The organism is Bacillus sp. TH25, assembly GCF_016650935.1.
Classification (GTDB): domain Bacteria; phylum Bacillota; class Bacilli; order Bacillales; family Bacillaceae_G; genus Bacillus_A; species Bacillus_A mycoides.
This window is the reverse complement of record NZ_JAEKEU010000007.1, coordinates 1-22,220: the sequence shown is the minus strand read 5'-3', so window position 1 is coordinate 22,220 and position 22,220 is coordinate 1. Positions and strand designations below refer to the sequence as shown.

25 protein-coding genes, 9 tRNA genes and 3 rRNA genes are annotated in these 22,220 nt (G+C 41.6%); 35 read left to right on the top strand and 2 right to left on the bottom strand.

Annotated features, from left to right (window positions below; translation table 11 throughout):
• Positions 1–17: 17 nt before the first annotated feature.
• From rpsE to JFT89_RS02585, 21 genes are all read left to right on the top strand, one after another.
• Positions 18–518, top strand: coding sequence for a 30S ribosomal protein S5 (gene rpsE, locus JFT89_RS02685; RefSeq protein WP_002063426.1), 501 nt, complete (start codon positions 18–20; stop codon positions 516–518).
• Positions 519–531: 13 nt separating this feature from the next.
• Positions 532–714 (top strand): 50S ribosomal protein L30, encoded by a 183-nt coding sequence (gene rpmD / locus JFT89_RS02680; protein WP_001085231.1) that lies wholly within the window; start codon positions 532–534, stop codon positions 712–714.
• 33 nt (positions 715–747) lie between these two features.
• Positions 748–1,188, top strand: a complete 441-nt coding sequence (gene rplO, locus JFT89_RS02675; protein ID WP_002009754.1) for a 50S ribosomal protein L15 — start codon at positions 748–750, stop codon at positions 1,186–1,188.
• A complete protein-coding gene (gene secY / locus JFT89_RS02670; RefSeq protein WP_002091534.1) occupies positions 1,188–2,489 on the top strand; it encodes a preprotein translocase subunit SecY in 1,302 nt (433 codons plus the stop codon). Before rplO ends, secY begins: the two co-directional genes overlap by 1 nt.
• 54 nt (positions 2,490–2,543) lie before the next feature.
• Positions 2,544–3,194 (top strand): adenylate kinase, encoded by a 651-nt coding sequence (locus JFT89_RS02665; protein ID WP_002063428.1) that lies wholly within the window; start codon positions 2,544–2,546, stop codon positions 3,192–3,194.
• Positions 3,194–3,940 (top strand): type I methionyl aminopeptidase, encoded by a 747-nt coding sequence (map, locus tag JFT89_RS02660; RefSeq protein ID WP_016094046.1) that lies wholly within the window; start codon positions 3,194–3,196, stop codon positions 3,938–3,940. Before JFT89_RS02665 ends, map begins: the two co-directional genes overlap by 1 nt.
• Positions 3,941–4,008: 68 nt before the next feature.
• Positions 4,009–4,227 (top strand): translation initiation factor IF-1, encoded by a 219-nt coding sequence (infA, locus tag JFT89_RS02655; protein WP_001029884.1) that lies wholly within the window; start codon positions 4,009–4,011, stop codon positions 4,225–4,227.
• Positions 4,228–4,262: 35 nt separating this feature from the next.
• Positions 4,263–4,376: a 50S ribosomal protein L36 gene (gene rpmJ / locus JFT89_RS02650; RefSeq protein WP_000868344.1), complete on the top strand. Its 114-nt coding sequence runs from the start codon at positions 4,263–4,265 to the stop codon at positions 4,374–4,376.
• Positions 4,377–4,397: 21 nt separating this feature from the next.
• Positions 4,398–4,763, top strand: a complete 366-nt coding sequence (gene rpsM, locus JFT89_RS02645; protein ID WP_002063431.1) for a 30S ribosomal protein S13 — start codon at positions 4,398–4,400, stop codon at positions 4,761–4,763.
• A 24-nt stretch (positions 4,764–4,787) separates the two neighbouring features.
• Entirely contained in the window at positions 4,788–5,177 is a 390-nt protein-coding gene (gene rpsK, locus JFT89_RS02640; protein WP_002009745.1) for a 30S ribosomal protein S11, read from the top strand.
• Positions 5,178–5,357: 180 nt separating this feature from the next.
• Positions 5,358–6,302: a DNA-directed RNA polymerase subunit alpha gene (locus tag JFT89_RS02635; protein ID WP_002009743.1), complete on the top strand. Its 945-nt coding sequence runs from the start codon at positions 5,358–5,360 to the stop codon at positions 6,300–6,302.
• Between the two features lie 35 nt (positions 6,303–6,337).
• Entirely contained in the window at positions 6,338–6,700 is a 363-nt protein-coding gene (gene rplQ, locus JFT89_RS02630) for a 50S ribosomal protein L17 (RefSeq protein ID WP_000331490.1), read from the top strand.
• A gap of 104 nt (positions 6,701–6,804) precedes the next feature.
• Positions 6,805–7,647, top strand: coding sequence for an energy-coupling factor ABC transporter ATP-binding protein (locus JFT89_RS02625; RefSeq protein ID WP_002063432.1), 843 nt, complete (start codon positions 6,805–6,807; stop codon positions 7,645–7,647).
• Entirely contained in the window at positions 7,623–8,504 is an 882-nt protein-coding gene (locus JFT89_RS02620) for an energy-coupling factor ABC transporter ATP-binding protein (protein WP_002124690.1), read from the top strand. The genes JFT89_RS02625 and JFT89_RS02620 overlap by 25 nt, the downstream gene beginning before the upstream one ends.
• A complete protein-coding gene (locus JFT89_RS02615) occupies positions 8,492–9,286 on the top strand; it encodes an energy-coupling factor transporter transmembrane component T family protein (RefSeq protein ID WP_002124692.1) in 795 nt (264 codons plus the stop codon). The genes JFT89_RS02620 and JFT89_RS02615 overlap by 13 nt, the downstream gene beginning before the upstream one ends.
• A gap of 14 nt (positions 9,287–9,300) precedes the next feature.
• On the top strand, positions 9,301–10,044 hold the full coding sequence (truA, locus tag JFT89_RS02610; RefSeq protein ID WP_002124694.1) for a tRNA pseudouridine(38-40) synthase TruA: 744 nt from the start codon (positions 9,301–9,303) through the stop codon (positions 10,042–10,044).
• Between the two features lie 152 nt (positions 10,045–10,196).
• A complete protein-coding gene (gene rplM, locus JFT89_RS02605; protein WP_002029337.1) occupies positions 10,197–10,634 on the top strand; it encodes a 50S ribosomal protein L13 in 438 nt (145 codons plus the stop codon).
• 21 nt (positions 10,635–10,655) lie between these two features.
• Positions 10,656–11,048, top strand: coding sequence for a 30S ribosomal protein S9 (gene rpsI / locus JFT89_RS02600; protein ID WP_002009728.1), 393 nt, complete (start codon positions 10,656–10,658; stop codon positions 11,046–11,048).
• A 162-nt stretch (positions 11,049–11,210) separates the two neighbouring features.
• Positions 11,211–11,639, top strand: coding sequence for a DUF2521 family protein (locus tag JFT89_RS02595; RefSeq protein WP_002029335.1), 429 nt, complete (start codon positions 11,211–11,213; stop codon positions 11,637–11,639).
• A 66-nt stretch (positions 11,640–11,705) separates the two neighbouring features.
• Positions 11,706–12,419: an N-acetylmuramoyl-L-alanine amidase CwlD gene (gene cwlD / locus JFT89_RS02590; protein WP_002009721.1), complete on the top strand. Its 714-nt coding sequence runs from the start codon at positions 11,706–11,708 to the stop codon at positions 12,417–12,419.
• 143 nt (positions 12,420–12,562) lie between these two features.
• Positions 12,563–13,630, top strand: coding sequence for an Mrp/NBP35 family ATP-binding protein (locus JFT89_RS02585; protein ID WP_201039427.1), 1,068 nt, complete (start codon positions 12,563–12,565; stop codon positions 13,628–13,630).
• A gap of 56 nt (positions 13,631–13,686) precedes the next feature.
• Here JFT89_RS02585 and gerD read toward each other — a convergent pair whose 3' ends face one another.
• Positions 13,687–14,298, bottom strand: coding sequence for a spore germination lipoprotein GerD (gerD, locus tag JFT89_RS02580; RefSeq protein WP_201039426.1), 612 nt, complete (start codon positions 14,296–14,298; stop codon positions 13,687–13,689).
• A gap of 139 nt (positions 14,299–14,437) precedes the next feature.
• On the opposite strand from gerD, the gene kbaA reads away from it, so the two are divergent.
• Positions 14,438–15,049: a KinB signaling pathway activation protein KbaA gene (gene kbaA / locus JFT89_RS02575; protein ID WP_016095192.1), complete on the top strand. Its 612-nt coding sequence runs from the start codon at positions 14,438–14,440 to the stop codon at positions 15,047–15,049.
• A 124-nt stretch (positions 15,050–15,173) separates the two neighbouring features.
• Here kbaA and pdaB read toward each other — a convergent pair whose 3' ends face one another.
• Positions 15,174–15,938: a polysaccharide deacetylase family sporulation protein PdaB gene (pdaB, locus tag JFT89_RS02570; RefSeq protein WP_002063440.1), complete on the bottom strand. Its 765-nt coding sequence runs from the start codon at positions 15,936–15,938 to the stop codon at positions 15,174–15,176.
• 191 nt (positions 15,939–16,129) lie between these two features.
• Here pdaB and JFT89_RS02565 point away from each other — a divergent pair, with 191 nt between their 5' ends.
• The 13 genes from JFT89_RS02565 (at position 16,130) to JFT89_RS02505 (ending at position 22,220) form a co-directional block, all read left to right on the top strand.
• Positions 16,130–16,348, top strand: a complete 219-nt coding sequence (locus JFT89_RS02565; RefSeq protein ID WP_033706317.1) for a hypothetical protein — start codon at positions 16,130–16,132, stop codon at positions 16,346–16,348.
• A gap of 224 nt (positions 16,349–16,572) precedes the next feature.
• Positions 16,573–18,124 (top strand): 16S ribosomal RNA (locus tag JFT89_RS02560).
• A gap of 146 nt (positions 18,125–18,270) precedes the next feature.
• A 23S ribosomal RNA gene (locus tag JFT89_RS02555) occupies positions 18,271–21,192 on the top strand.
• Positions 21,193–21,283: 91 nt separating this feature from the next.
• A 5S ribosomal RNA gene (gene rrf / locus JFT89_RS02550) occupies positions 21,284–21,399 on the top strand.
• The 16S, 23S and 5S rRNA genes sit together here with 9 tRNA genes alongside, the layout of an rRNA operon.
• Positions 21,400–21,408: 9 nt before the next feature.
• Positions 21,409–21,483, top strand: a tRNA-Asn gene (locus tag JFT89_RS02545).
• A 4-nt stretch (positions 21,484–21,487) separates the two neighbouring features.
• Positions 21,488–21,560 (top strand) — tRNA-Thr (locus tag JFT89_RS02540).
• Between the two features lie 24 nt (positions 21,561–21,584).
• Positions 21,585–21,659, top strand: a tRNA-Glu gene (locus JFT89_RS02535).
• Between the two features lie 5 nt (positions 21,660–21,664).
• A tRNA-Val gene (locus JFT89_RS02530) sits at positions 21,665–21,740 on the top strand.
• Between the two features lie 16 nt (positions 21,741–21,756).
• Positions 21,757–21,840: transfer RNA gene (locus JFT89_RS02525), tRNA-Tyr, on the top strand.
• Positions 21,841–21,905: 65 nt separating this feature from the next.
• Positions 21,906–21,980 (top strand) — tRNA-Gln (locus tag JFT89_RS02520).
• A gap of 5 nt (positions 21,981–21,985) precedes the next feature.
• Positions 21,986–22,061 (top strand) — tRNA-Lys (locus tag JFT89_RS02515).
• A 5-nt stretch (positions 22,062–22,066) separates the two neighbouring features.
• Positions 22,067–22,138: transfer RNA gene (locus JFT89_RS02510), tRNA-Gly, on the top strand.
• Between the two features lie 10 nt (positions 22,139–22,148).
• Positions 22,149–22,220, top strand: a tRNA-Ala gene (locus JFT89_RS02505).

Sequence of the window (22,220 nt, the reverse complement as noted above, 5' to 3'; positions counted from 1 at the left end):
CAAAGGAGGGAAAATTGATGCAACGCATTGACCCAAGTAAATTAGAACTTGAAGAACGTGTAGTTACGATAAATCGTGTCGCGAAAGTTGTTAAGGGTGGTCGTCGTTTCCGCTTTGCTGCACTAGTTGTAGTTGGCGATAAAAACGGTCATGTTGGATTCGGTACTGGTAAAGCACAAGAGGTACCAGACGCAATCCGTAAAGCTATCGAAGACGCTAAGAAAAACCTAATCGCAGTACCATTAGTTGGTACAACAATTCCACATACAATCAACGGTCATTTTGGAGCTGGTGAAGTATTCTTAAAACCTGCTGCTGAGGGTACTGGTGTTATTGCTGGTGGACCTGTTCGTGCGGTACTAGAATTAGCTGGTGTACAAGATATTCTTTCGAAATCTCTTGGTACTAACACACCAATCAACATGATTCGCGCTACTGTGAACGGATTAAGCGAACTTAAGCGCGCTGAAGATGTTGCAAAATTACGCGGTAAATCTGTAGAAGAGCTACTAGGTTAAGGAGGGAAAACAAATGGCGAAAAAGTTAGAAATTACCCTCACTCGTAGTGTAATTGGTCGTCCACAAGATCAACGTGCGACGGTAGAAGCTTTAGGTCTTAAAAAGTTGAATTCAACTGTAGTTAAGGAAGAAACTCCTGCTATTCTTGGTATGATCAACAAAGTTTCTCACCTTATAACTGTAAAAGAAGCTTAAGGATAACTCATTAATATAAGGAGGTGCCTGGGAATGAAACTTCATGAATTAAAACCTGCAGAAGGTTCTCGTAAAGTACGTAACCGTGTCGGTCGTGGTATCGGTTCTGGTAACGGTAAAACTGCTGGTAGAGGTCATAAAGGACAAAACGCACGTTCTGGCGGCGGTGTTCGTCTTGGCTTCGAAGGTGGTCAAACTCCACTATTCCGTCGTTTACCAAAACGCGGCTTCACAAACATTAACCGTAAAGAGTTTACTATTGTAAACTTATCAACGTTAAATCGTTTTGAAGATGGTACAGAAGTAACACCTGAATTATTGCTGGAAACTGGCGTTATCAGCAAGTTAAACGACGGTGTTAAAATTCTTGCAAGCGGAGCAGTAGAGAAAAAATTAACTGTTAAAGCGCACAAGTTCTCTTCAAGTGCTAAAGAAGCAATTGAAGCAGCTGGCGGATCAGTTGAGGTGATCTAATGTTTCGTACAATCTCCAACTTTATGCGCGTTGCTGAGATAAGACGTAAAATATTATTCACTTTAGCGATGTTAGTCGTATTCAGGATTGGCACGTTTATCCCAGTGCCATTTACAAATGGAGACGTACTGAAAGCACAAGATCAATTAAATGCCTTAGGTATCCTAAATACATTTGGCGGTGGCGCCTTGAAGAACTTCTCCATCTTCGCGATGGGAATCATGCCGTATATTACAGCATCCATCATCGTGCAATTATTGCAGATGGATGTTGTTCCTAAATTTTCGGAATGGTCGAAGCAAGGCGAAATGGGCCGTCGTAAACTAACGCAATTCACGCGTTACTTTACAATTGTTCTTGCGTTTATTCAGGGGTTTGGTATGTCAATCGGTTTTAACGGTATGGTAGGTGGGCAATTAATTTTGAATCCAGGTTGGAGCACTTATTTATACATTGCTACGGTACTGACTGCTGGTACTGCATTTTTAATGTGGTTAGGTGAACAGATTACATCTAAAGGTGTAGGTAATGGTATTTCCATTCTTATCTTTGGTGGTATTGCCGCAGCGATCCCAAGTGTTATATCTCAAGTGTATCAACAACAGTTTCAAAATATCGGAGATCAATTGTTCATGAGTATCGTTAAAGTTGCATTGATTTTACTAGCTGTGCTAGCAGTTATTGTTGGTGTTATTTTCATTCAACAGGCTGTTAGAAAGATCCCAATTCAATACGCGAAGCGTGTAACAGGAGGGAATGGGAATCATGCTGGAGCACAAAACACTCATTTACCACTTAAGGTAAATAGTGCGGGTGTTATTCCAGTCATTTTTGCTGTTTCATTCTTAATTACGCCTCCAACTATTGCACAGTTCTTCCCGAAACATGATGTATCGCAGTGGATTATTGCAAACTTTAACTATTCTCACCCAGTGGGAATGATCATATATGTTGCGCTCATTGTAGCCTTCACATACTTCTATGCATTTGTTCAGGTTAATCCAGAGCAAATGTCAGAGAATCTAAACAAGCAAGGTGGATATGTTCCAGGTATTCGTCCGGGTAAGAATACAGAACAATATCTAACAAAAATCTTGTATCGTTTGACCTTTGTGGGATCAATTTTCCTAGCAGCGATTGCAATCTTACCAGTTATCTTTACGAAATTGGGAAATCTTCCTCCATCTGCACAGATTGGTGGAACGAGTATGTTAATCGTTGTCGGCGTTGCTTTAGAAACAATGAAGCAGCTAGAAAGCCAATTGGTAAAACGCCATTACAAAGGGTTTATCAAGCAGTGAGTAAGTGGGAAGAACTGTCTTCCCTACATGCTCATGTACTGAGGGGGAACAAGGATGAACTTGATTTTAATGGGGCTTCCTGGTGCTGGTAAAGGTACACAAGCCGAACAGATTGTTGCCAAGTATAACATCCCTCACATCTCAACAGGAGATATGTTCCGTGCAGCTATGAAGGCTGAAACTGAACTTGGTTTACAAGCAAAATCTTTTATTGATAAAGGTGCGCTTGTTCCAGATGAAGTTACAATTGGAATTGTTCGTGAACGTTTAAGCCAAGAAGACTGTATTAAAGGCTTCTTATTAGATGGTTTCCCACGAACTGTTGCACAAGCATCAGCTCTTGAAGAGATTATGAAAGATCTTGGCAAAAAAATCGACTATGTTTTAAACATTAATGTGGATTCAGGATTGTTATTAACACGCCTTACAGGCCGTCGCATTTGTAAAGAATGCGGTGCAACTTACCACTTAGAATTCAATCCGCCAGCAAAAGCTGATGTGTGCGATAAATGTGGTGGCGAATTATATCAACGCTCTGATGACAATGAAGAAACTGTAGCAAATCGTTTAGATGTAAATATTAAGCAAACAAAACCTTTGCTTGATTTCTACGAGGAGCTTGGCTACTTACAAAGCATTAATGGTGAGCAAGATATCAATAAAGTATTTGCTGATATCGATGTTCTCATCGGAGGCTTAGCGTAATGATCATCTGCAAAACTCCTCGCGAGATAGAAATCATGCGAGAAGCTGGCAGGATCGTTGCTTTAACTCATCAAGAGTTGAAACAACATATTACTCCAGGAATTACAACGAAAGAGCTCGATCAAATAGCGGAAAAGACGATTCGAAAATATGGTGCTACGCCATCTTTTAAAGGATACAACGGATTTCCGGGGAGCATTTGTGCTTCTGTAAATGAAGAGCTTGTACACGGGATTCCAGGGAAGCGTAAGCTCGAAGAGGGCGATATCATCAGTATCGATATTGGTGCGAAATACAATGGGTACCATGGAGATTCTGCATGGACGTATCCAGTTGGAAACATTTCTGAATCTGTTCAAAAGCTACTTGATGTCACAGAAAAATCGTTGTATCTTGGTCTAGAACAAGTAAAACCAGACGAAAGATTATCAAATATCTCGCATGCGGTTCAAACACATGCTGAAGAGAATGGGTTCTCGATCGTTAGGGAGTATGTTGGTCACGGAATCGGGCAAGACTTACATGAGGACCCTCAAATCCCGCACTATGGTCCACCAAATAGAGGCCCTAGATTAAAGCCGGGAATGGTCATCTGTGTTGAGCCGATGGTGAATCAAGGAAGACGATATGTAAAAACACTATCTGATGACTGGACAGTGGTAACGGTAGATGGTAAATGGTGTGCCCATTTTGAGCACACGATTGCTCTTACAGAAGCAGGATACGAAATCCTTACCACTTTATAAGTAGCTGGCTCTCCGGGATTTCAGAGCAGTGTAAAATGTTACTGATTTGAAGAAGGGAGAACTATTGAATGGCTAAAGATGATGTAATTGAAGTCGAAGGTACCGTTCTTGAAACGTTGCCAAATGCTATGTTCAAAGTAGAATTAGAGAATGGGCATGTCGTATTGGCTCACGTTTCTGGTAAAATCCGTATGAACTTCATTCGTATTTTACCAGGAGACAAAGTTACGGTAGAATTATCTCCGTACGATTTAAATCGTGGTCGTATTACGTACCGTTTTAAATAATATAGCACTCCGTAATCTTTAAGGAGGTTCGAGACATGAAAGTAAGACCGTCAGTTAAACCAATCTGCGAAAAATGTAAAGTTATTCGTAGACGTGGAAAAGTAATGGTTATTTGTGAAAACCCTAAACATAAACAAAAACAAGGTTAATCAGAAGGAGGTGCATTCAGAATGGCACGTATCGCAGGTGTAGATATTCCTCGTGACAAGCGCGTTGTTATTTCTTTAACTTACGTATTCGGCATTGGTCGCACAACTGCTGAAAAAATTATTACAGAAGCTGGTATTTCTTCGGAAACACGAGTTCGTGATTTATCGGAAGATGAATTAGGACGTATCCGTGATATCATCGATCGTATTAAAGTTGAGGGAGACCTTCGTCGTGAAGTATCTCTTAACATTAAACGTCTAATGGAGATCGGTTCTTACCGTGGTCTTCGTCACCGTCGTGGTTTACCAGTTCGTGGTCAAAACTCTAAAAACAATGCTCGTACACGTAAAGGTCCACGTCGTACAGTAGCAAATAAAAAGAAATAATAAGTAAAGGAGGTTGAACTAACAATGGCACGTAAAACAAACACTCGTAAAAAACGTGTGAAAAAGAATATTGAAGCTGGTATAGCTCATATTCGTTCTACTTTCAACAACACAATCGTAACACTTACAGATACTCATGGTAACGCACTTTCTTGGTCTAGTGCTGGTGCACTTGGTTTCCGTGGATCTCGTAAATCTACTCCATTCGCTGCGCAAATGGCTGCTGAAGCTGCTTCTAAAGTTGCAATGGAGCATGGTTTAAAAACTTTAGAGGTTACTGTTAAAGGTCCTGGTGCTGGTCGTGAAGCTGCAATTCGTGCTCTTCAAGCGGCAGGTCTAGAAGTAACAGCAATTAGAGATGTTACTCCAGTTCCTCATAATGGATGTCGTCCACCAAAACGTCGTCGTGTGTAATTTTTCTGTATAGAATTTTCCCTTTTGTCTATAATGGATATGATGCATTATCGAGAAATTTCGTACAGAAACATCGCTTGTTGTGCACAATCGGGAACTGCCTAAGGGGGACTTTCGGTTAAACAGAGGTTCTTCCTTTGTTTAACCGGGGTTTCGACGTTTTGAAGGAGGGTTTAGTTAATGATTGAAATCGAAAAACCGAAAATCGAAACGGTTGAACTTAACGAAGATGCTAAGTATGGCAAATTCGTGATTGAACCGCTTGAGCGTGGATATGGTACTACTTTGGGTAACTCCTTACGTCGTATTCTTTTATCCTCACTCCCTGGTGCCGCTGTAACTGCTATCCAAATCGATGGCGTTTTACACGAATTTTCAACAGTTGAGGGCGTAGTAGAAGACGTTACGACGATGATCTTAAACTTGAAAAAGTTAGCTCTTAAAATCTACTCTGAAGAAGAGAAGACGTTGGAAATCGATGTACAGGGCGAAGGTATTGTCACAGCTGCTGATATTACTCACGATAGTGATGTTGAAATCTTAAATCCAGATTTACACATTGCGACGTTAGCAAAAAATGCGCATTTCCGCATGCGTTTAACTGCAAAGCGTGGCCGTGGGTATACGCCAGCTGATGCAAATAAAAGCGAAGATCAACCAATAGGAGTAATTCCTATTGATTCTATTTATACTCCAGTATCACGTGTGACTTACCAAGTGGAAAAGACACGTGTCGGACAAGTGGCTAATTATGATAAGCTTACGCTTGATGTATGGACGGATGGAAGCATCGGGCCAAAAGAAGCTATCTCTTTAGGTGCCAAAATCTTAACTGAGCATTTAAATATCTTTGTTGGTTTAACTGACGAAGCACAAAATGCTGAGATTATGGTCGAGAAGGAAGAAGATCAAAAAGAAAAAGTTCTTGAGATGACTATCGAAGAACTAGATCTTTCTGTTCGTTCTTATAATTGCCTAAAACGTGCAGGAATTAATACTGTACAAGAGCTTGCGAACAAAACAGAAGAAGATATGATGAAAGTTCGTAACTTAGGACGTAAATCCTTAGAAGAAGTTAAACATAAACTTGAGGAATTAGGTTTAGGTTTACGTAAAGACGACTGAGGATTTAAACCCATCAACAAAGGAGGGAACTACGAATGGCATACAGAAAATTAGGCCGTACAAGTGCGCAACGTAAAGCTATGTTACGTGATTTAGCTACTGATTTAATTATCAACGAGCGCATCCAAACGACAGAAACTCGTGCAAAAGAACTTCGTTCTGTAGTGGAAAAAATGATCACTTTAGGTAAACGCGGAGATCTTCATGCTCGTCGTCAAGCAGCAGCTTTTATCCGTAATGAGGTTGCTAACGCTGAGACTGGTCAAGATGCACTTCAAAAATTATTCGCTGATGTAGCTCCACGCTATGCTGAGCGCCAAGGCGGATACACTCGTATTGCAAAAATTGGTCCACGTCGCGGAGACGCAGCACCAATGGTAATTATCGAGTTAGTATAATGATGATTAAAAGGGCAGGACAGTTCTTTTCAAGTAACTGGTCATGGCCCTTTTTTTTTAAGTATAAAAATAGGCTAACTTGACGAAAGAAAGGGTGCCTTGTATTGAAAAAAGAGAAACTTCGGACAGAAAATATATCATTTCAATATCCTGGGGCAGCCTCTTATGCATTAAAAGATGTTTCGTTTTCCTTATATGAAGGAGAATGGGTATCTGTTATTGGACAAAATGGTTCAGGGAAGTCTACACTTGCAAAATTATTGAATGGCTTATTTTTACCGGAATCAGGGAAAATTACTTTAAATGATACAATGATTTTATCAGAGGAAACAGTATGGGATGTTCGAAAGCAAATTGGCATGGTATTTCAAAATCCAGATAATCAATTTGTTGGAACGACAGTACAAGATGACGTTGTATTCGGCCTAGAGAATATCGGAATGCCAAGGGAGCAGATGATAGAAAGACTAGAACAAGCTCTGCAACTTGTCCGTATGGAAGATTTTTTAAATGAAGAACCCCATTCGTTATCTGGTGGACAAAAGCAGCGAGTCGCAATAGCAGGTGTTCTAGCACTTCAACCATCTATTTTAATACTAGATGAAGCAACTTCAATGTTAGACCCTCAGGGGAGACGTGAAGTAGTAGAAACGGTCAGACAACTTGTTAATCAAAAGGGTATTACGGTGTTATCGATTACGCACGATTTAGAAGAAGCGGCACAGTCAGACCGTATTATTATTTTGAACAAGGGAGAAATATTAGAGGAAGGTACTCCAGAGCAAATTTTCAAATCCTCTCATATGCTCCAAGAGATTGGATTAGATGTACCTTTTTCAGTGAAAATAGCAGAATTATTAAAAAGAAATGAAATTCACTTGCAAAATACGCATCTTACAATGGAAAGCTTGGTGAACGAACTTTGGAGATTACATTCCAAAAAGTAGAACATCGTTATCAATATAAAACTCCATTTGAAAGACGCGCACTTTATGATGTAGACGTGTCGTTTCCAAGTGGGGGCTATTATGCCATTATCGGTCATACTGGTTCAGGTAAGTCGACGATGATTCAACATTTAAATGGTTTATTGCAGCCGACAAATGGTACGGTTCAAATTGGTGAACATTTAATTTCAGCAGGGAAAAAAGAGAAAAAGCTTAAGCCGCTACGAAAAAAAGTAGGGGTTGTCTTTCAGTTTCCAGAACATCAACTATTTGAAGAAACGGTTGAAAAGGACATTTGTTTTGGCCCGACTAATTTTGGTGTATCTGAAGAAGAGGCAAAACAAAAGGCGAAAGATGCAATCCAGCTTGTTGGATTGGACATAGAGTTATTAGCACGTTCTCCGTTTGAATTAAGCGGTGGGCAAATGAGGCGTGTTGCAATAGCAGGCGTACTTGCGATGGAACCCGAAGTGCTTGTATTAGATGAACCTACAGCAGGGCTTGATCCAAAAGGACAGCACGAGCTCATGGAGATGTTTTACAATTTGCATAAGGAACAGGGGCTTACAGTCATTCTTGTTACCCATAATATGGAGGATGCCGCTAAGTATGCAGATCAAATAGTGGTCATGCATAAAGGAACGGTCTTTTTGCAAGGAAGAGCAGAGGAAGTATTTTCATATGCTGATGAATTAGAACAAATCGGTGTGGATCTTCCAATGTCTTTAAAGTATAAACGTGCAATTGAAGAGAAGTTTGGTATTTCAATTTCGAAGGCTACCTTATCTTTAGAGGATCTTACTCATGAAGTTGTACAGGTGTTACGAAAAGGTGGTCATGAATCATGCAGCAGTTGATTATTGGGAGATATATTCCAGGGCAGTCACTCATTCATCAACTTGATCCTCGTACGAAGCTGTTGATTGTCTTTTTATATGTATTTGTTGTTTTCTTAGCAAATAATGCGATTTCATATGGATTTTTATTTTTATATGCACTCATTGCTTTATTTTTTGCAAAAGTGCCGATTCGTTATGTACTTTCGGGCTTAAAACCAATTCTGTGGATTTTTCTTTTTACATTTTTCCTGCATATTTTTACAAATAAAGAAGGGGAAGTACTATTCCAGCTTGGTTGGTTTTCGATACATGAAAAAGGATTAGAGCAAGGGATATACATTTCTATACGATTCTTCGTTATTATTTTAATGACGACATTATTAACGTTAACGACGACACCTATTGAAATTACAGATGGGTTGGAGACGTTATTAAAGCCGTTCAAGCGTATAAAAGTTCCTGTTCATGAAATCGCATTAATGATGTCAATTTCACTACGTTTTATCCCGACATTAATGGATGAAACGAGTAAAATTATGAAAGCACAAGCGTCACGTGGCATTGATTTCGCCGGGGGACCGATAAAAGATAGGATGAAAGCTATTATCTCACTACTCGTTCCATTATTTATCAGTGCTTTTAAGCGTGCAGAGGACTTAGCGATTGCGATGGAATCTCGTGGATATAAAAGTGGCGAAGGACGTACTAAATTTAGGCAACTACGCTGGAAAATAAGTGATACAGTAACAATTGTAAGCTTACTTTGTTTAGCTTGTATTTTGGCATGGGTGCGGTCGTAATGGAGAATAGAGAAATGGAAAGAATAAAATGTACAGTTGCATATGATGGCATTCATTTTTGTGGTTACCAAATTCAACCACAGCATCGGACTGTTCAACAAGAAATAGAGAAAGCATTGCAGAAGTTGCATAAAGGAGAACTTGTTCGTGTGCAGGCATCAGGCAGAACGGATTCTACCGTTCACGCCAAAGGACAAGTGATACACTTTGATACACCTTTGTCTCTTGAAGAGTGGCAATGGAGTAATGCTTTAAATACAATGTTGCCGGATGATATTATTATCAGGCAGGTAGAGAAGAAAACAGAAGAATTTCATGCACGTTACGGTGTCGAGAAAAAAGAATATCGCTATCGTGTATTATTATCAAAGACTGCGGATGTATTCCGTAGAAATTATGTATATCAATATCCATATCCGCTCGAAATAAACTCTATAAGAAAAGCGATTCCTTATTTTATTGGAACGCATGACTTTACTTCTTTTTGTTCGGCAAAAACTGACAAAAAAGATAAAGTGCGAACAATTTATGAAATCGAATTAATTGAGCAAGACGATGAATTAATTTTTCGCTTTGTAGGTAATGGATTTTTATATAATATGGTCAGAATTATTGTTGGTACGTTACTTAGCGTAGGTCAAGGAAAGCTTGATCCGGATAGTATTCCAGAGATTTTAGCGAAACAAAATCGCCAGTTTGCTGGAAAGATGGCTCCAGGTCATGGACTTTACTTATGGCAGGTAAACTATAACAACTAATCCTGGTGTAACATTTGCTTGACATTAGAAACTCAAAAGTATATCATAACATATGGTATTGTTTCTAAAACCACGATTAGCCCCGGAAGGAAATCGTGTTTAAGATAAACAATAGATTTTTTCTATGGAAAAGATAACGAGGAGGGAAACACATGCGTACGACTTTTATGGCAAAAGCTAACGAAGTTGAGCGTAAATGGTATGTGGTTGATGCTGAAGGTCAAACTTTAGGTCGCCTATCTACTGAAGTAGCATCCATTTTACGTGGTAAACACAAACCAACATTTACACCACACGTTGACACGGGTGATCATGTAATTATTATTAACGCTGAGAAAATTCATTTAACAGGTAATAAATTAAACGATAAAATTTACTACCGTCACACTAACCACCCAGGTGGACTTAAGCAAAGAACAGCTCTAGAAATGCGTACAAACTACCCTGTACAAATGTTAGAGCTTGCAATTAAAGGCATGCTTCCAAAAGGACGTTTAGGACGTCAAGTGTCTAAGAAATTAAACGTGTATGCTGGAGCAGAGCATCCACACCAAGCACAACAACCAGAAGTTTACGAACTTCGCGGATAATTAATTAAAGGAGGGCTTACTTTGGCACAGGTTCAATACTATGGCACTGGACGTCGTAAGAGTTCAGTAGCGCGCGTACGCCTAGTTCCAGGCGAAGGACGCGTTATTATTAACGGTCGTGATTTTGAAAACTATATCCCATTTGCTGCATTACGTGAAGTAGTGAAACAACCTCTAGTTGCAACAGAAACTTTAGGTAACTACAATGTACTTGTAAACGTAAATGGTGGTGGATACACTGGTCAAGCTGGTGCTATTCGTCACGGTATTTCTCGCGCTTTATTAAAAGCTGATCCAGAATACCGTCTAACATTAAAACGTGCGGGTCTATTAACTCGTGACGCACGTATGAAAGAGCGTAAAAAATACGGTCTTAAAGGCGCACGTCGTGCACCTCAGTTCTCAAAACGTTAATTTTTGCGAACTACAAACCCCAACCATTTTGGTTGGGGTTTTTTTATGTTTAATTCTTCTTTTGTAATTTTTTTAGCTTGGAATATTTTAGTGCTACCGTCCTACGTATGCTTCTTCTTTAGAAGTTTAGACTAATACGTATTAGGGAGGTTTATAAGTACTATGAATGTCATTGTCAGCTTACAAGAAAAACAAAAAGAAAAGCAGTTAAAATACGAGCGGAAGATGCTGCGAGAATTATCATTAAAAACATTGCGTTTAAATATTCGTGATGCCTTTCAGATGCAAGAACTTCATCGTCAGTATGAAGATTATTGTATTGAACTAGGGATAGAATCTTATTTATTAGGAGCGAGATACAGTAAATTTGGTTATCATGGTGAATCATTCTTTGATGTGAAATATAGGGCTTTAGAAGAAGAACAACAATTAACTGAAACGTTATTTCAATTTTTAACGAGTATGACTATACGTGAAATTAAATTGCAAGACGAGGAATTGCTTTTTGAATCTTGCCAGCAGTTTATCGGCTTGTGGTGGCAGGAAGGGTATGAAAAAGGCGAAAGAAGATATCGATTAAAGCTACACTAAGACAAGCATAAACTTTCCTCTTGTCCCATATAAGTAATTAGAGGGACTAGCTGGAGGAGGAAAGGTATGAAGAGAATTCGAATTATCTCTTTTGCGCTCGCTGCGGTTGTTTTGTTTTTTTTAGTTAAACAAGAATTTCAAATTACAAAATCGTGGCGAGCTTGGAATTTACCCTTATCAGGGAAAGTGATTGTACTAGATGCTGGGCATGGTGGGCCAGACGGAGGGGCTGTTGGTGGAAAGGATATTGTAGAAAAAGATATTACACTTGAGATTACAAAAAAGGTACAAGATTATTTACAAGAACAAGGTGCTTTAGTTATTTTAACGCGTGAAGGAGATTATGATTTAGCTAATAAAGATACAAAGTCATATAGTAGACGTAAAGCAGAGGATTTAAAAAAGCGTGTTGAGATCATTAATAAGCCTGATGTAGACTTTTTTGCGAGTATTCATTTAAATGCCCTAACTAGTAGTGGATCTAAGGGCGCACAAACGTTCTACTATCGTTCTTCGATTGAAAATGAACGGGCTGCGAAATTTATACAAGCTGAATTGAGAACAAGCTTAGAAAATACGAATCGTTCTGCTAAAACAATTCCTCACGTGTATTTATTGAAGTATGCCAAAACACCAGGTGCTTTAATTGAGGCTGGCTTTTTATCGAATGTGAATGAAAGATATATGTTAAATTCGGAGAAATACCAACAAAAAGTAGCTGCTGCAATATATCGTGGTATATTACGTTATTTTACGGAAAAAGGAAATCCTCCAGAATAAGGAGGATTTTTCGAGTTTCTCTCGTTAACGAAGTTTTCCGAAAATATGTTATACTGGAAATGTAAACGCATTTATTTCAAAAATAAAGAGAGATAAATTTAATTAACATTACGTTATTTTTCATACAGGGGGCTGGGCTAATTATGGTAACAAAAGAGCAGGTAGTGGAAGCATTGGAAGGGATTGTAGATCCGTTTATACATAAAACGTTAAAAGAAACAAATGCAATTAAAGAGGTGACAGTCAAGCCTGAGAAGGAACATGTAAGTGTTAAAATTGCAATTGTAAAGACGGGTACAGCGGAACAAATGCAGTTGCAGTCTGGAATTGTAAAGTTAGTAAAAGAACTTGGAGCAACAACAGTTGGACTTCGTTTTGCAGAATTTACAGAAGAGGAATTAGCTCAGTTTGCACCACCGCAAGAGGAAGAGAAAAGTGAATCCTTATTATCACCGAACTCAAATACAACATTTTTAGCAGTAGCAAGTGGAAAAGGTGGAGTAGGGAAATCAACTGTTTCTGTTAACCTTGCAATTGCTTTAGCTCGTTTAGGCAAAAAGGTTGGTATCATTGACGCGGATATTTACGGTTTTAGTGTACCGGATATGATGGGTATAGAAAAACGTCCAATCGTAAGAGGTGATAAGATAATACCAGTGGAGCGTCTAGGCGTGAAAGTAATCTCAATGGGATTCTTTGTAGAAGATAACGCACCTGTTATTTGGAGAGGACCGATGCTTGGGAAAATGTTAAATCACTTTTTCACAGAAGTAGAGTGGGGTGATTTAGATTACTTAGTATTGGACCTACCACCAGGTACGGGTGATGTTGCTTTAGATGTACATTCGATGTTGCCGGCTTGTAAAGAGATTATTGTAACAACGCCGCATCCAACAGCGGCATTTGTAGCAGCGCGCGCTGGAGCCATGGCTTTACGTACAGAACATAGTATTCTTGGTGTTGTTGAAAATATGGCGTATTTTGAAAGTAAAGCAACTGGTGAAAAAGAGTATGTGTTTGGAAGAGGTGGAGGAGATAAATTGGCTACGGAACTCCAAACGGATATACTTGGCCGAATTCCACTTCAACAACCTGATTGGAATAAAGAGGACTTTGCGCCGTCAGTATATGAAGATACACATACAACGGGTCTCATTTATCGTATGATAGCTGAGACAGTTATTGATAAAACAGCTGTTACACAAAAATAAAGTAGTAATGAGTGGGCGATACATACATTGTCCACTCATTATTATAATTATAATTTTTACGGTTGCTCTTTGTTCCCGCCTTGAGAACCACCTTCACCGCCTTTTTTATCAGATCCGCCTTTTTCGGCTTTTTGTACACCTTTACTAATAATGTCGATCATTTTAGCTTGGAAGAGTGGACTTTCGGCAGTTTCGGTTAGTACTTGCTGTAAATATTGACGATATTCTTTACTCTTCATTGTTTGTAACATAATTTTTTCTACTTCAGGATTCTTCATAATCTCTATAACACCTGATTGGTATTCAGGATCTTTAAGTAAAGTTTTCATCAAGTTTGTTTGTTCTTTTCCCATACTTTTAGCAAATTTCGATGAGAACTCAGGGTCTTTAAAGAGCTTTTCCCAGAATTGTTGCCCTTTGTCGGATACCATCGCATCTTCAATCGTTTTCTTTACTACCGTTTCATCTAGTATGAGTGCTTGTTTCATTTTTTCATCCGTTAATACATCTTGGATTGCTTTTTTCCCTTGATCGGTTTTTAAAATATCAACAATCATTTTCTTTGTTTGATCGTAATCTAGTTCAGATTTCGTTTCTTTTCCTTGTGCACATGCTACTAGTGCAAAAAGTAAAAGGGAAGAAATCGAAACGAGCAGCATCCGTTTCATAAGTTGGAGCTCCTTTCAGCAAAGTTCTCTTTTTTTAATATAAATCTCTTTAAGGAATTTATACATTAACATGGCTAGCTTTTTGAAATTGTCATTGATACAATTTAATTAGAAATATAAGAATAATGGGGGATGTGTTGTGAATAGCCGCAAGTGGGTACGACTATTTTTTACGACGTTGTTTCTTGGTGGGATTAGCACAGTCTTTATTGGTTTTGTTTTAGAGTGGGACAAGTACGCTAAATTTTTTCAAAATTTCGACGGGAAGGAGATTCTAGCAGTTTCTTTCTGGTTGATGGGCGTAGGATTTATTTTTAGTGTTATAAGTCAAATGGGGTTCTTTGCATATTTAACGATTCATCGTTTTGGATTAGGGATGTTTCGGTCATCCTCTTTATGGAATGCAGTGCAACTGTTCTTTATTGCGTTCGTATTGTTTGATTTCGTTTATTTAAGGTCAGTACTTATTGCAAATGGGGAAGTTTCGTTAGGGAATAACATACTTGTTGCTGGGATGTTATTTGTGTTTGGGGCAATTGTCGCTTACATAAAGAGTAAAGAAACGAATAAAAAAGCATTTGTTCCCGCTTTGTTCTTTATGGTTGTTGTAACAATTCTTGAATGGGTACCAGCGCTCCGGATTAATGATACAGATTGGTTATATTTAATGGTGATACCACTTCTATTATGTAATGCATATCAGTTACTTGTATTGCATCGTTTAATTGGACAAAAGAGTAAGTCAGCTTAATGAGGAGAGTGGATTTTTAATTATCCAGATTCTTATCGTTTGTAAATACTAGGATAAAAAAGCTCTGCTATCTTAACGAAAGATAGCAGAGCTTTTTATGTGTGAAGAACCGTGTGGAAAGGAACTACTTAATGTCTTCGCTTTTTGTACTTGTGTTGGAAATAAGTTGTGATACAGATGTTTGTTCATATCCGTCGCTCTTTAATTTTTGTAAGAGTAATGGTAAAGCCTTATTTGTTTGAAGGGCAGAATCAGAAGCATGTAATAAGACAATATCTCCACCCTTTAAATTGCTAGAGACTGTGGAAACGATTTTATTTACGCCGGGATTTTTCCAGTCATTTGAATTGTTACTCCAATGAACGATGGTGTATCCGAGTGATTCCGCTATTTTAAGAGTCGTTTTGTTAAAGTCGCCACTAGGTGGACGTAATAGCTTGACTTGTTTTACACCAAGTTTTGTAAAAACATCTTGTGCCCGTAAAAGATCTCGTCGTATTTCATTTGCTTCTAGTGAAGTGTAGGACGTGTAATTATAACCCATACTACCAATCTCATGTCCATCTTTCATGATGCGTTCGACAATATCAGGGTGTCTTTCAGCCCATGCAGCAGAGAGAAAGAAGGTTGCGTTCTTAATTTCTCTTTCTTTGAGTGTATTAAGGATTGGAATAGCTTTTTGGTCTCCCCAACTAATGTCAAACGTGAATGCAACTTGTTTTTTTGCAGTGTCCCCTTTGTAAATCACCTTAGGGCCAGTAGCAGTTGAAAAAGCAGATTCATGTGAATATGTTTTTAAAAAGAGTAGCCATGCTGTAAATAAGGAAAGTACGACTATTAAGCTAATGTGTTTAAATGTTCTTTTACTTGTAATAAAAAAGAAAAACATAATATTACGCCCCTTTGTCCAATCCTTTTCAGTTACATATATGCTTTAAATTTAAAAAAGAGAACAAGGGATTAACATCGTAAGTGGTGGATATAATGAGTGATAGAATTTTGTTTTTGGTGATACATTATTGATAATTGAAAATGAGTGGGCGTTTATCGGTACACGTAAGGAGTTATTGGGGTGATAATTTGCTTGGGATTATGTTGACGAAGGAAGAGAAAAAAGAAATGGAATACATACTGAAGAGAGAGTTAGAGGAACTTTTATTTGATTTTGAAGATGAGTGTATACATAGCGTTGTAAAAAAGGCGATGGAAGAAAGGTATAAAATCATTTTTTGTTTATTTCGGAGAGTTGCTAATAGGGAAGAATGTATTCGTTATATAAGAAAAAGAATTTTTTATTAAAAAGTGTTGACGTTAAGAGTAAGGATATGATAAATTAATAAACGTCGCTGATGCAGAAACGCAGAAAACGACAAAAAAGAAATTAAAAAACTTAGTTGACATCGAAAAATGAAGATGTTAACATAAGGAAGTCGCAAATGAGCGGCTGAGTAGTTCTTTGAAAACTGAACGAAACAAACAACGTGAACGTCAATTTTTATTTTTAGATGCTAGACAAACTAACTTTATTGGAGAGTTTGATCCTGGCTCAGGATGAACGCTGGCGGCGTGCCTAATACATGCAAGTCGAGCGAATGGATTAAGAGCTTGCTCTTATGAAGTTAGCGGCGGACGGGTGAGTAACACGTGGGTAACCTACCCATAAGACTGGGATAACTCCGGGAAACCGGGGCTAATACCGGATAATATTTTGAACTGCATAGTTCGGAATTGAAAGGCGGCTTCGGCTGTCACTTATGGATGGACCCGCGTCGCATTAGCTAGTTGGTGAGGTAACGGCTCACCAAGGCGACGATGCGTAGCCGACCTGAGAGGGTGATCGGCCACACTGGGACTGAGACACGGCCCAGACTCCTACGGGAGGCAGCAGTAGGGAATCTTCCGCAATGGACGAAAGTCTGACGGAGCAACGCCGCGTGAGTGATGAAGGCTTTCGGGTCGTAAAACTCTGTTGTTAGGGAAGAACAAGTGCTAGTTGAATAAGCTGGCACCTTGACGGTACCTAACCAGAAAGCCACGGCTAACTACGTGCCAGCAGCCGCGGTAATACGTAGGTGGCAAGCGTTATCCGGAATTATTGGGCGTAAAGCGCGCGCAGGTGGTTTCTTAAGTCTGATGTGAAAGCCCACGGCTCAACCGTGGAGGGTCATTGGAAACTGGGAGACTTGAGTGCAGAAGAGGAAAGTGGAATTCCATGTGTAGCGGTGAAATGCGTAGAGATATGGAGGAACACCAGTGGCGAAGGCGACTTTCTGGTCTGTAACTGACACTGAGGCGCGAAAGCGTGGGGAGCAAACAGGATTAGATACCCTGGTAGTCCACGCCGTAAACGATGAGTGCTAAGTGTTAGAGGGTTTCCGCCCTTTAGTGCTGAAGTTAACGCATTAAGCACTCCGCCTGGGGAGTACGGCCGCAAGGCTGAAACTCAAAGGAATTGACGGGGGCCCGCACAAGCGGTGGAGCATGTGGTTTAATTCGAAGCAACGCGAAGAACCTTACCAGGTCTTGACATCCTCTGAAAACTCTAGAGATAGAGCTTCTCCTTCGGGAGCAGAGTGACAGGTGGTGCATGGTTGTCGTCAGCTCGTGTCGTGAGATGTTGGGTTAAGTCCCGCAACGAGCGCAACCCTTGATCTTAGTTGCCATCATTAAGTTGGGCACTCTAAGGTGACTGCCGGTGACAAACCGGAGGAAGGTGGGGATGACGTCAAATCATCATGCCCCTTATGACCTGGGCTACACACGTGCTACAATGGACGGTACAAAGAGCTGCAAGACCGCGAGGTGGAGCTAATCTCATAAAACCGTTCTCAGTTCGGATTGTAGGCTGCAACTCGCCTACATGAAGCTGGAATCGCTAGTAATCGCGGATCAGCATGCCGCGGTGAATACGTTCCCGGGCCTTGTACACACCGCCCGTCACACCACGAGAGTTTGTAACACCCGAAGTCGGTGGGGTAACCTTTATGGAGCCAGCCGCCTAAGGTGGGACAGATGATTGGGGTGAAGTCGTAACAAGGTAGCCGTATCGGAAGGTGCGGCTGGATCACCTCCTTTCTATGGAGAATTGATGAACGCAGTTCATCAATAAACGTTGACTTGTTTTGTTTCGTTCAGTTTTGAGAGAACTATCTCTCAAGTTTAAATGTATGTTCTTTGAAAACTAGATAACAGTGTAGCTCATATTTTTTTAATTTTAGTTTGGTTAAGTTAGAAAGGGCGCACGGTGGATGCCTTGACACTAGGAGTCGATGAAGGACGGGACTAACGCCGATATGCTTCGGGGAGCTGTAAGTAAGCTTTGATCCGAAGATTTCCGAATGGGGAAACCCACTATACGTAATGGTATGGTATCCTTACCTGAATACATAGGGTATGGAAGACAGACCCAGGGAACTGAAACATCTAAGTACCTGGAGGAAGAGAAAGCAAATGCGATTTCCTGAGTAGCGGCGAGCGAAACGGAATCTAGCCCAAACCAAGAGGCTTGCCTCTTGGGGTTGTAGGACATTCTATACGGAGTTACAAAGGAACGAGGTAGACGAAGCGACCTGGAAAGGTCCGTCACAGAGGGTAATAACCCCGTAGTCGAAACTTCGTTCTCTCTTGAATGTATCCTGAGTACGGCGGAACACGTGAAATTCCGTCGGAATCTGGGAGGACCATCTCCCAAGGCTAAATACTCCCTAGTGATCGATAGTGAACCAGTACCGTGAGGGAAAGGTGAAAAGCACCCCGGAAGGGGAGTGAAAGAGATCCTGAAACCGTGTGCCTACAAATAGTCAGAGCCCGTTAATGGGTGATGGCGTGCCTTTTGTAGAATGAACCGGCGAGTTACGATCCCGTGCAAGGTTAAGCTGAAGAGGCGGAGCCGCAGCGAAAGCGAGTCTGAATAGGGCGTTTAGTACGTGGTCGTAGACCCGAAACCAGGTGATCTACCCATGTCCAGGGTGAAGTTCAGGTAACACTGAATGGAGGCCCGAACCCACGCACGTTGAAAAGTGCGGGGATGAGGTGTGGGTAGCGGAGAAATTCCAATCGAACCTGGAGATAGCTGGTTCTCCCCGAAATAGCTTTAGGGCTAGCCTTAAGTGTAAGAGTCTTGGAGGTAGAGCACTGATTGAACTAGGGGTCCTCATCGGATTACCGAATTCAGTCAAACTCCGAATGCCAATGACTTATCCTTAGGAGTCAGACTGCGAGTGATAAGATCCGTAGTCAAGAGGGAAACAGCCCAGATCGCCAGCTAAGGTCCCAAAGTGTGTATTAAGTGGAAAAGGATGTGGAGTTGCTTAGACAACTAGGATGTTGGCTCAGAAGCAGCCACCATTTAAAGAGTGCGTAATAGCTCACTAGTCGAGTGACTCTGCGCCGAAAATGTACCGGGGCTAAATACACCACCGAAGCTGCGAATTGATACCAATGGTATCAGTGGTAGGGGAGCGTTCTAAGTGCAGTGAAGTCAGACCGGAAGGACTGGTGGAGCGCTTAGAAGTGAGAATGCCGGTATGAGTAGCGAAAGACGGGTGAGAATCCCGTCCACCGAATGCCTAAGGTTTCCTGAGGAAGGCTCGTCCGCTCAGGGTTAGTCAGGACCTAAGCCGAGGCCGACAGGCGTAGGCGATGGACAACAGGTTGATATTCCTGTACCACCTCTTTATCGTTTGAGCAATGGAGGGACGCAGAAGGATAGAAGAAGCGTGCGATTGGTTGTGCACGTCCAAGCAGTTAGGCTGATAAGTAGGCAAATCCGCTTATCGTGAAGGCTGAGCTGTGATGGGGAAGCTCCTTATGGAGCGAAGTCTTTGATTCCCCGCTGCCAAGAAAAGCTTCTAGCGAGATAAAAGGTGCCTGTACCGCAAACCGACACAGGTAGGCGAGGAGAGAATCCTAAGGTGTGCGAGAGAACTCTGGTTAAGGAACTCGGCAAAATGACCCCGTAACTTCGGGAGAAGGGGTGCTTTCTTAACGGAAAGCCGCAGTGAATAGGCCCAAGCGACTGTTTAGCAAAAACACAGGTCTCTGCGAAGCCGTAAGGCGAAGTATAGGGGCTGACACCTGCCCGGTGCTGGAAGGTTAAGGAGAGGGGTTAGCGTAAGCGAAGCTCTGAACTGAAGCCCCAGTAAACGGCGGCCGTAACTATAACGGTCCTAAGGTAGCGAAATTCCTTGTCGGGTAAGTTCCGACCCGCACGAAAGGTGTAACGATTTGGGCACTGTCTCAACCAGAGACTCGGTGAAATTATAGTACCTGTGAAGATGCAGGTTACCCGCGACAGGACGGAAAGACCCCGTGGAGCTTTACTGTAGCCTGATATTGAATTTTGGTACAGTTTGTACAGGATAGGCGGGAGCCATTGAAACCGGAGCGCTAGCTTCGGTGGAGGCGCTGGTGGGATACCGCCCTGACTGTATTGAAATTCTAACCTACGGGTCTTATCGACCCGGGAGACAGTGTCAGGTGGGCAGTTTGACTGGGGCGGTCGCCTCCTAAAGTGTAACGGAGGCGCCCAAAGGTTCCCTCAGAATGGTTGGAAATCATTCGTAGAGTGCAAAGGCATAAGGGAGCTTGACTGCGAGACCTACAAGTCGAGCAGGGACGAAAGTCGGGCTTAGTGATCCGGTGGTTCCGCATGGAAGGGCCATCGCTCAACGGATAAAAGCTACCCCGGGGATAACAGGCTTATCTCCCCCAAGAGTCCACATCGACGGGGAGGTTTGGCACCTCGATGTCGGCTCATCGCATCCTGGGGCTGTAGTCGGTCCCAAGGGTTGGGCTGTTCGCCCATTAAAGCGGTACGCGAGCTGGGTTCAGAACGTCGTGAGACAGTTCGGTCCCTATCCGTCGTGGGCGCAGGAAATTTGAGAGGAGCTGTCCTTAGTACGAGAGGACCGGGATGGACGCACCGCTGGTGTACCAGTTGTTCTGCCAAGGGCATAGCTGGGTAGCTATGTGCGGAAGGGATAAGTGCTGAAAGCATCTAAGCATGAAGCCCCCCTCAAGATGAGATTTCCCATAGCGTAAGCTAGTAAGATCCCTGAAAGATGATCAGGTTGATAGGTTCGAGGTGGAAGCATGGTGACATGTGGAGCTGACGAATACTAATAGATCGAGGACTTAACCATATAATATGAAGCAAATGTTATCTAGTTTTGAAGGAATATATATTTAAAATTCCTTTTGACATTCTCAAAAGAATGTGCATAATGATAAAAGTCTGGTAATGATGGCAGAGAGGTCACACCCGTTCCCATACCGAACACGGAAGTTAAGCTCTCTAGCGCCGATGGTAGTTGGGACCTTGTCCCTGTGAGAGTAGGACGTTGCCAGGCTTATATTATTCCGCAGTAGCTCAGCGGTAGAGCTATCGGCTGTTAACCGATCGGTCGTAGGTTCGATTCCTACCTGCGGAGCCATTATGCTTCCATAGCTCAGCTGGTAGAGTACTTCCATGGTAAGGAAGAGGTCACCGGTTCAAGCCCGGTTGGAAGCTTGGGAAAAGTTTTTATTTTTTTTTGGCCCGTTGGTCAAGTGGTTAAGACACCGCCCTTTCACGGCGGTAACACGGGTTCGAATCCCGTACGGGTCACCACTTTTGGAGGATTAGCTCAGCTGGGAGAGCACCTGCCTTACAAGCAGGGGGTCGGCGGTTCGATCCCGTCATCCTCCACCATATATTTTTAAATGTCGGAGGGGTAGCGAAGTGGCTAAACGCGGCGGACTGTAAATCCGCTCCTTCGGGTTCGGCAGTTCGAATCTGCCCCCCTCCACCATTTTCTTTAAAATAACCTGAAAGGGTTTATTTTTTTGAAAAGATAACCATACTAGTAAATATTAATGGGCTATAGCCAAGCGGTAAGGCAACGGACTTTGACTCCGTCATGCGCTGGTTCGAATCCAGCTAGCCCAGCCATTTACGAGCCATTAGCTCAGTTGGTAGAGCATCTGACTTTTAATCAGAGGGTCGAAGGTTCGAATCCTTCATGGCTCACCATTTTCGCGGAAGTAGTTCAGTGGTAGAATACAACCTTGCCAAGGTTGGGGTCGCGGGTTCGAATCCCGTCTTCCGCTTAATTACTAAGGGGCCTTAGCTCAGCTGGGAGAGCGCCTGCCTTGCACGCAGGAGGTCAGCGGTTCGATCCCGCTAGGCTCC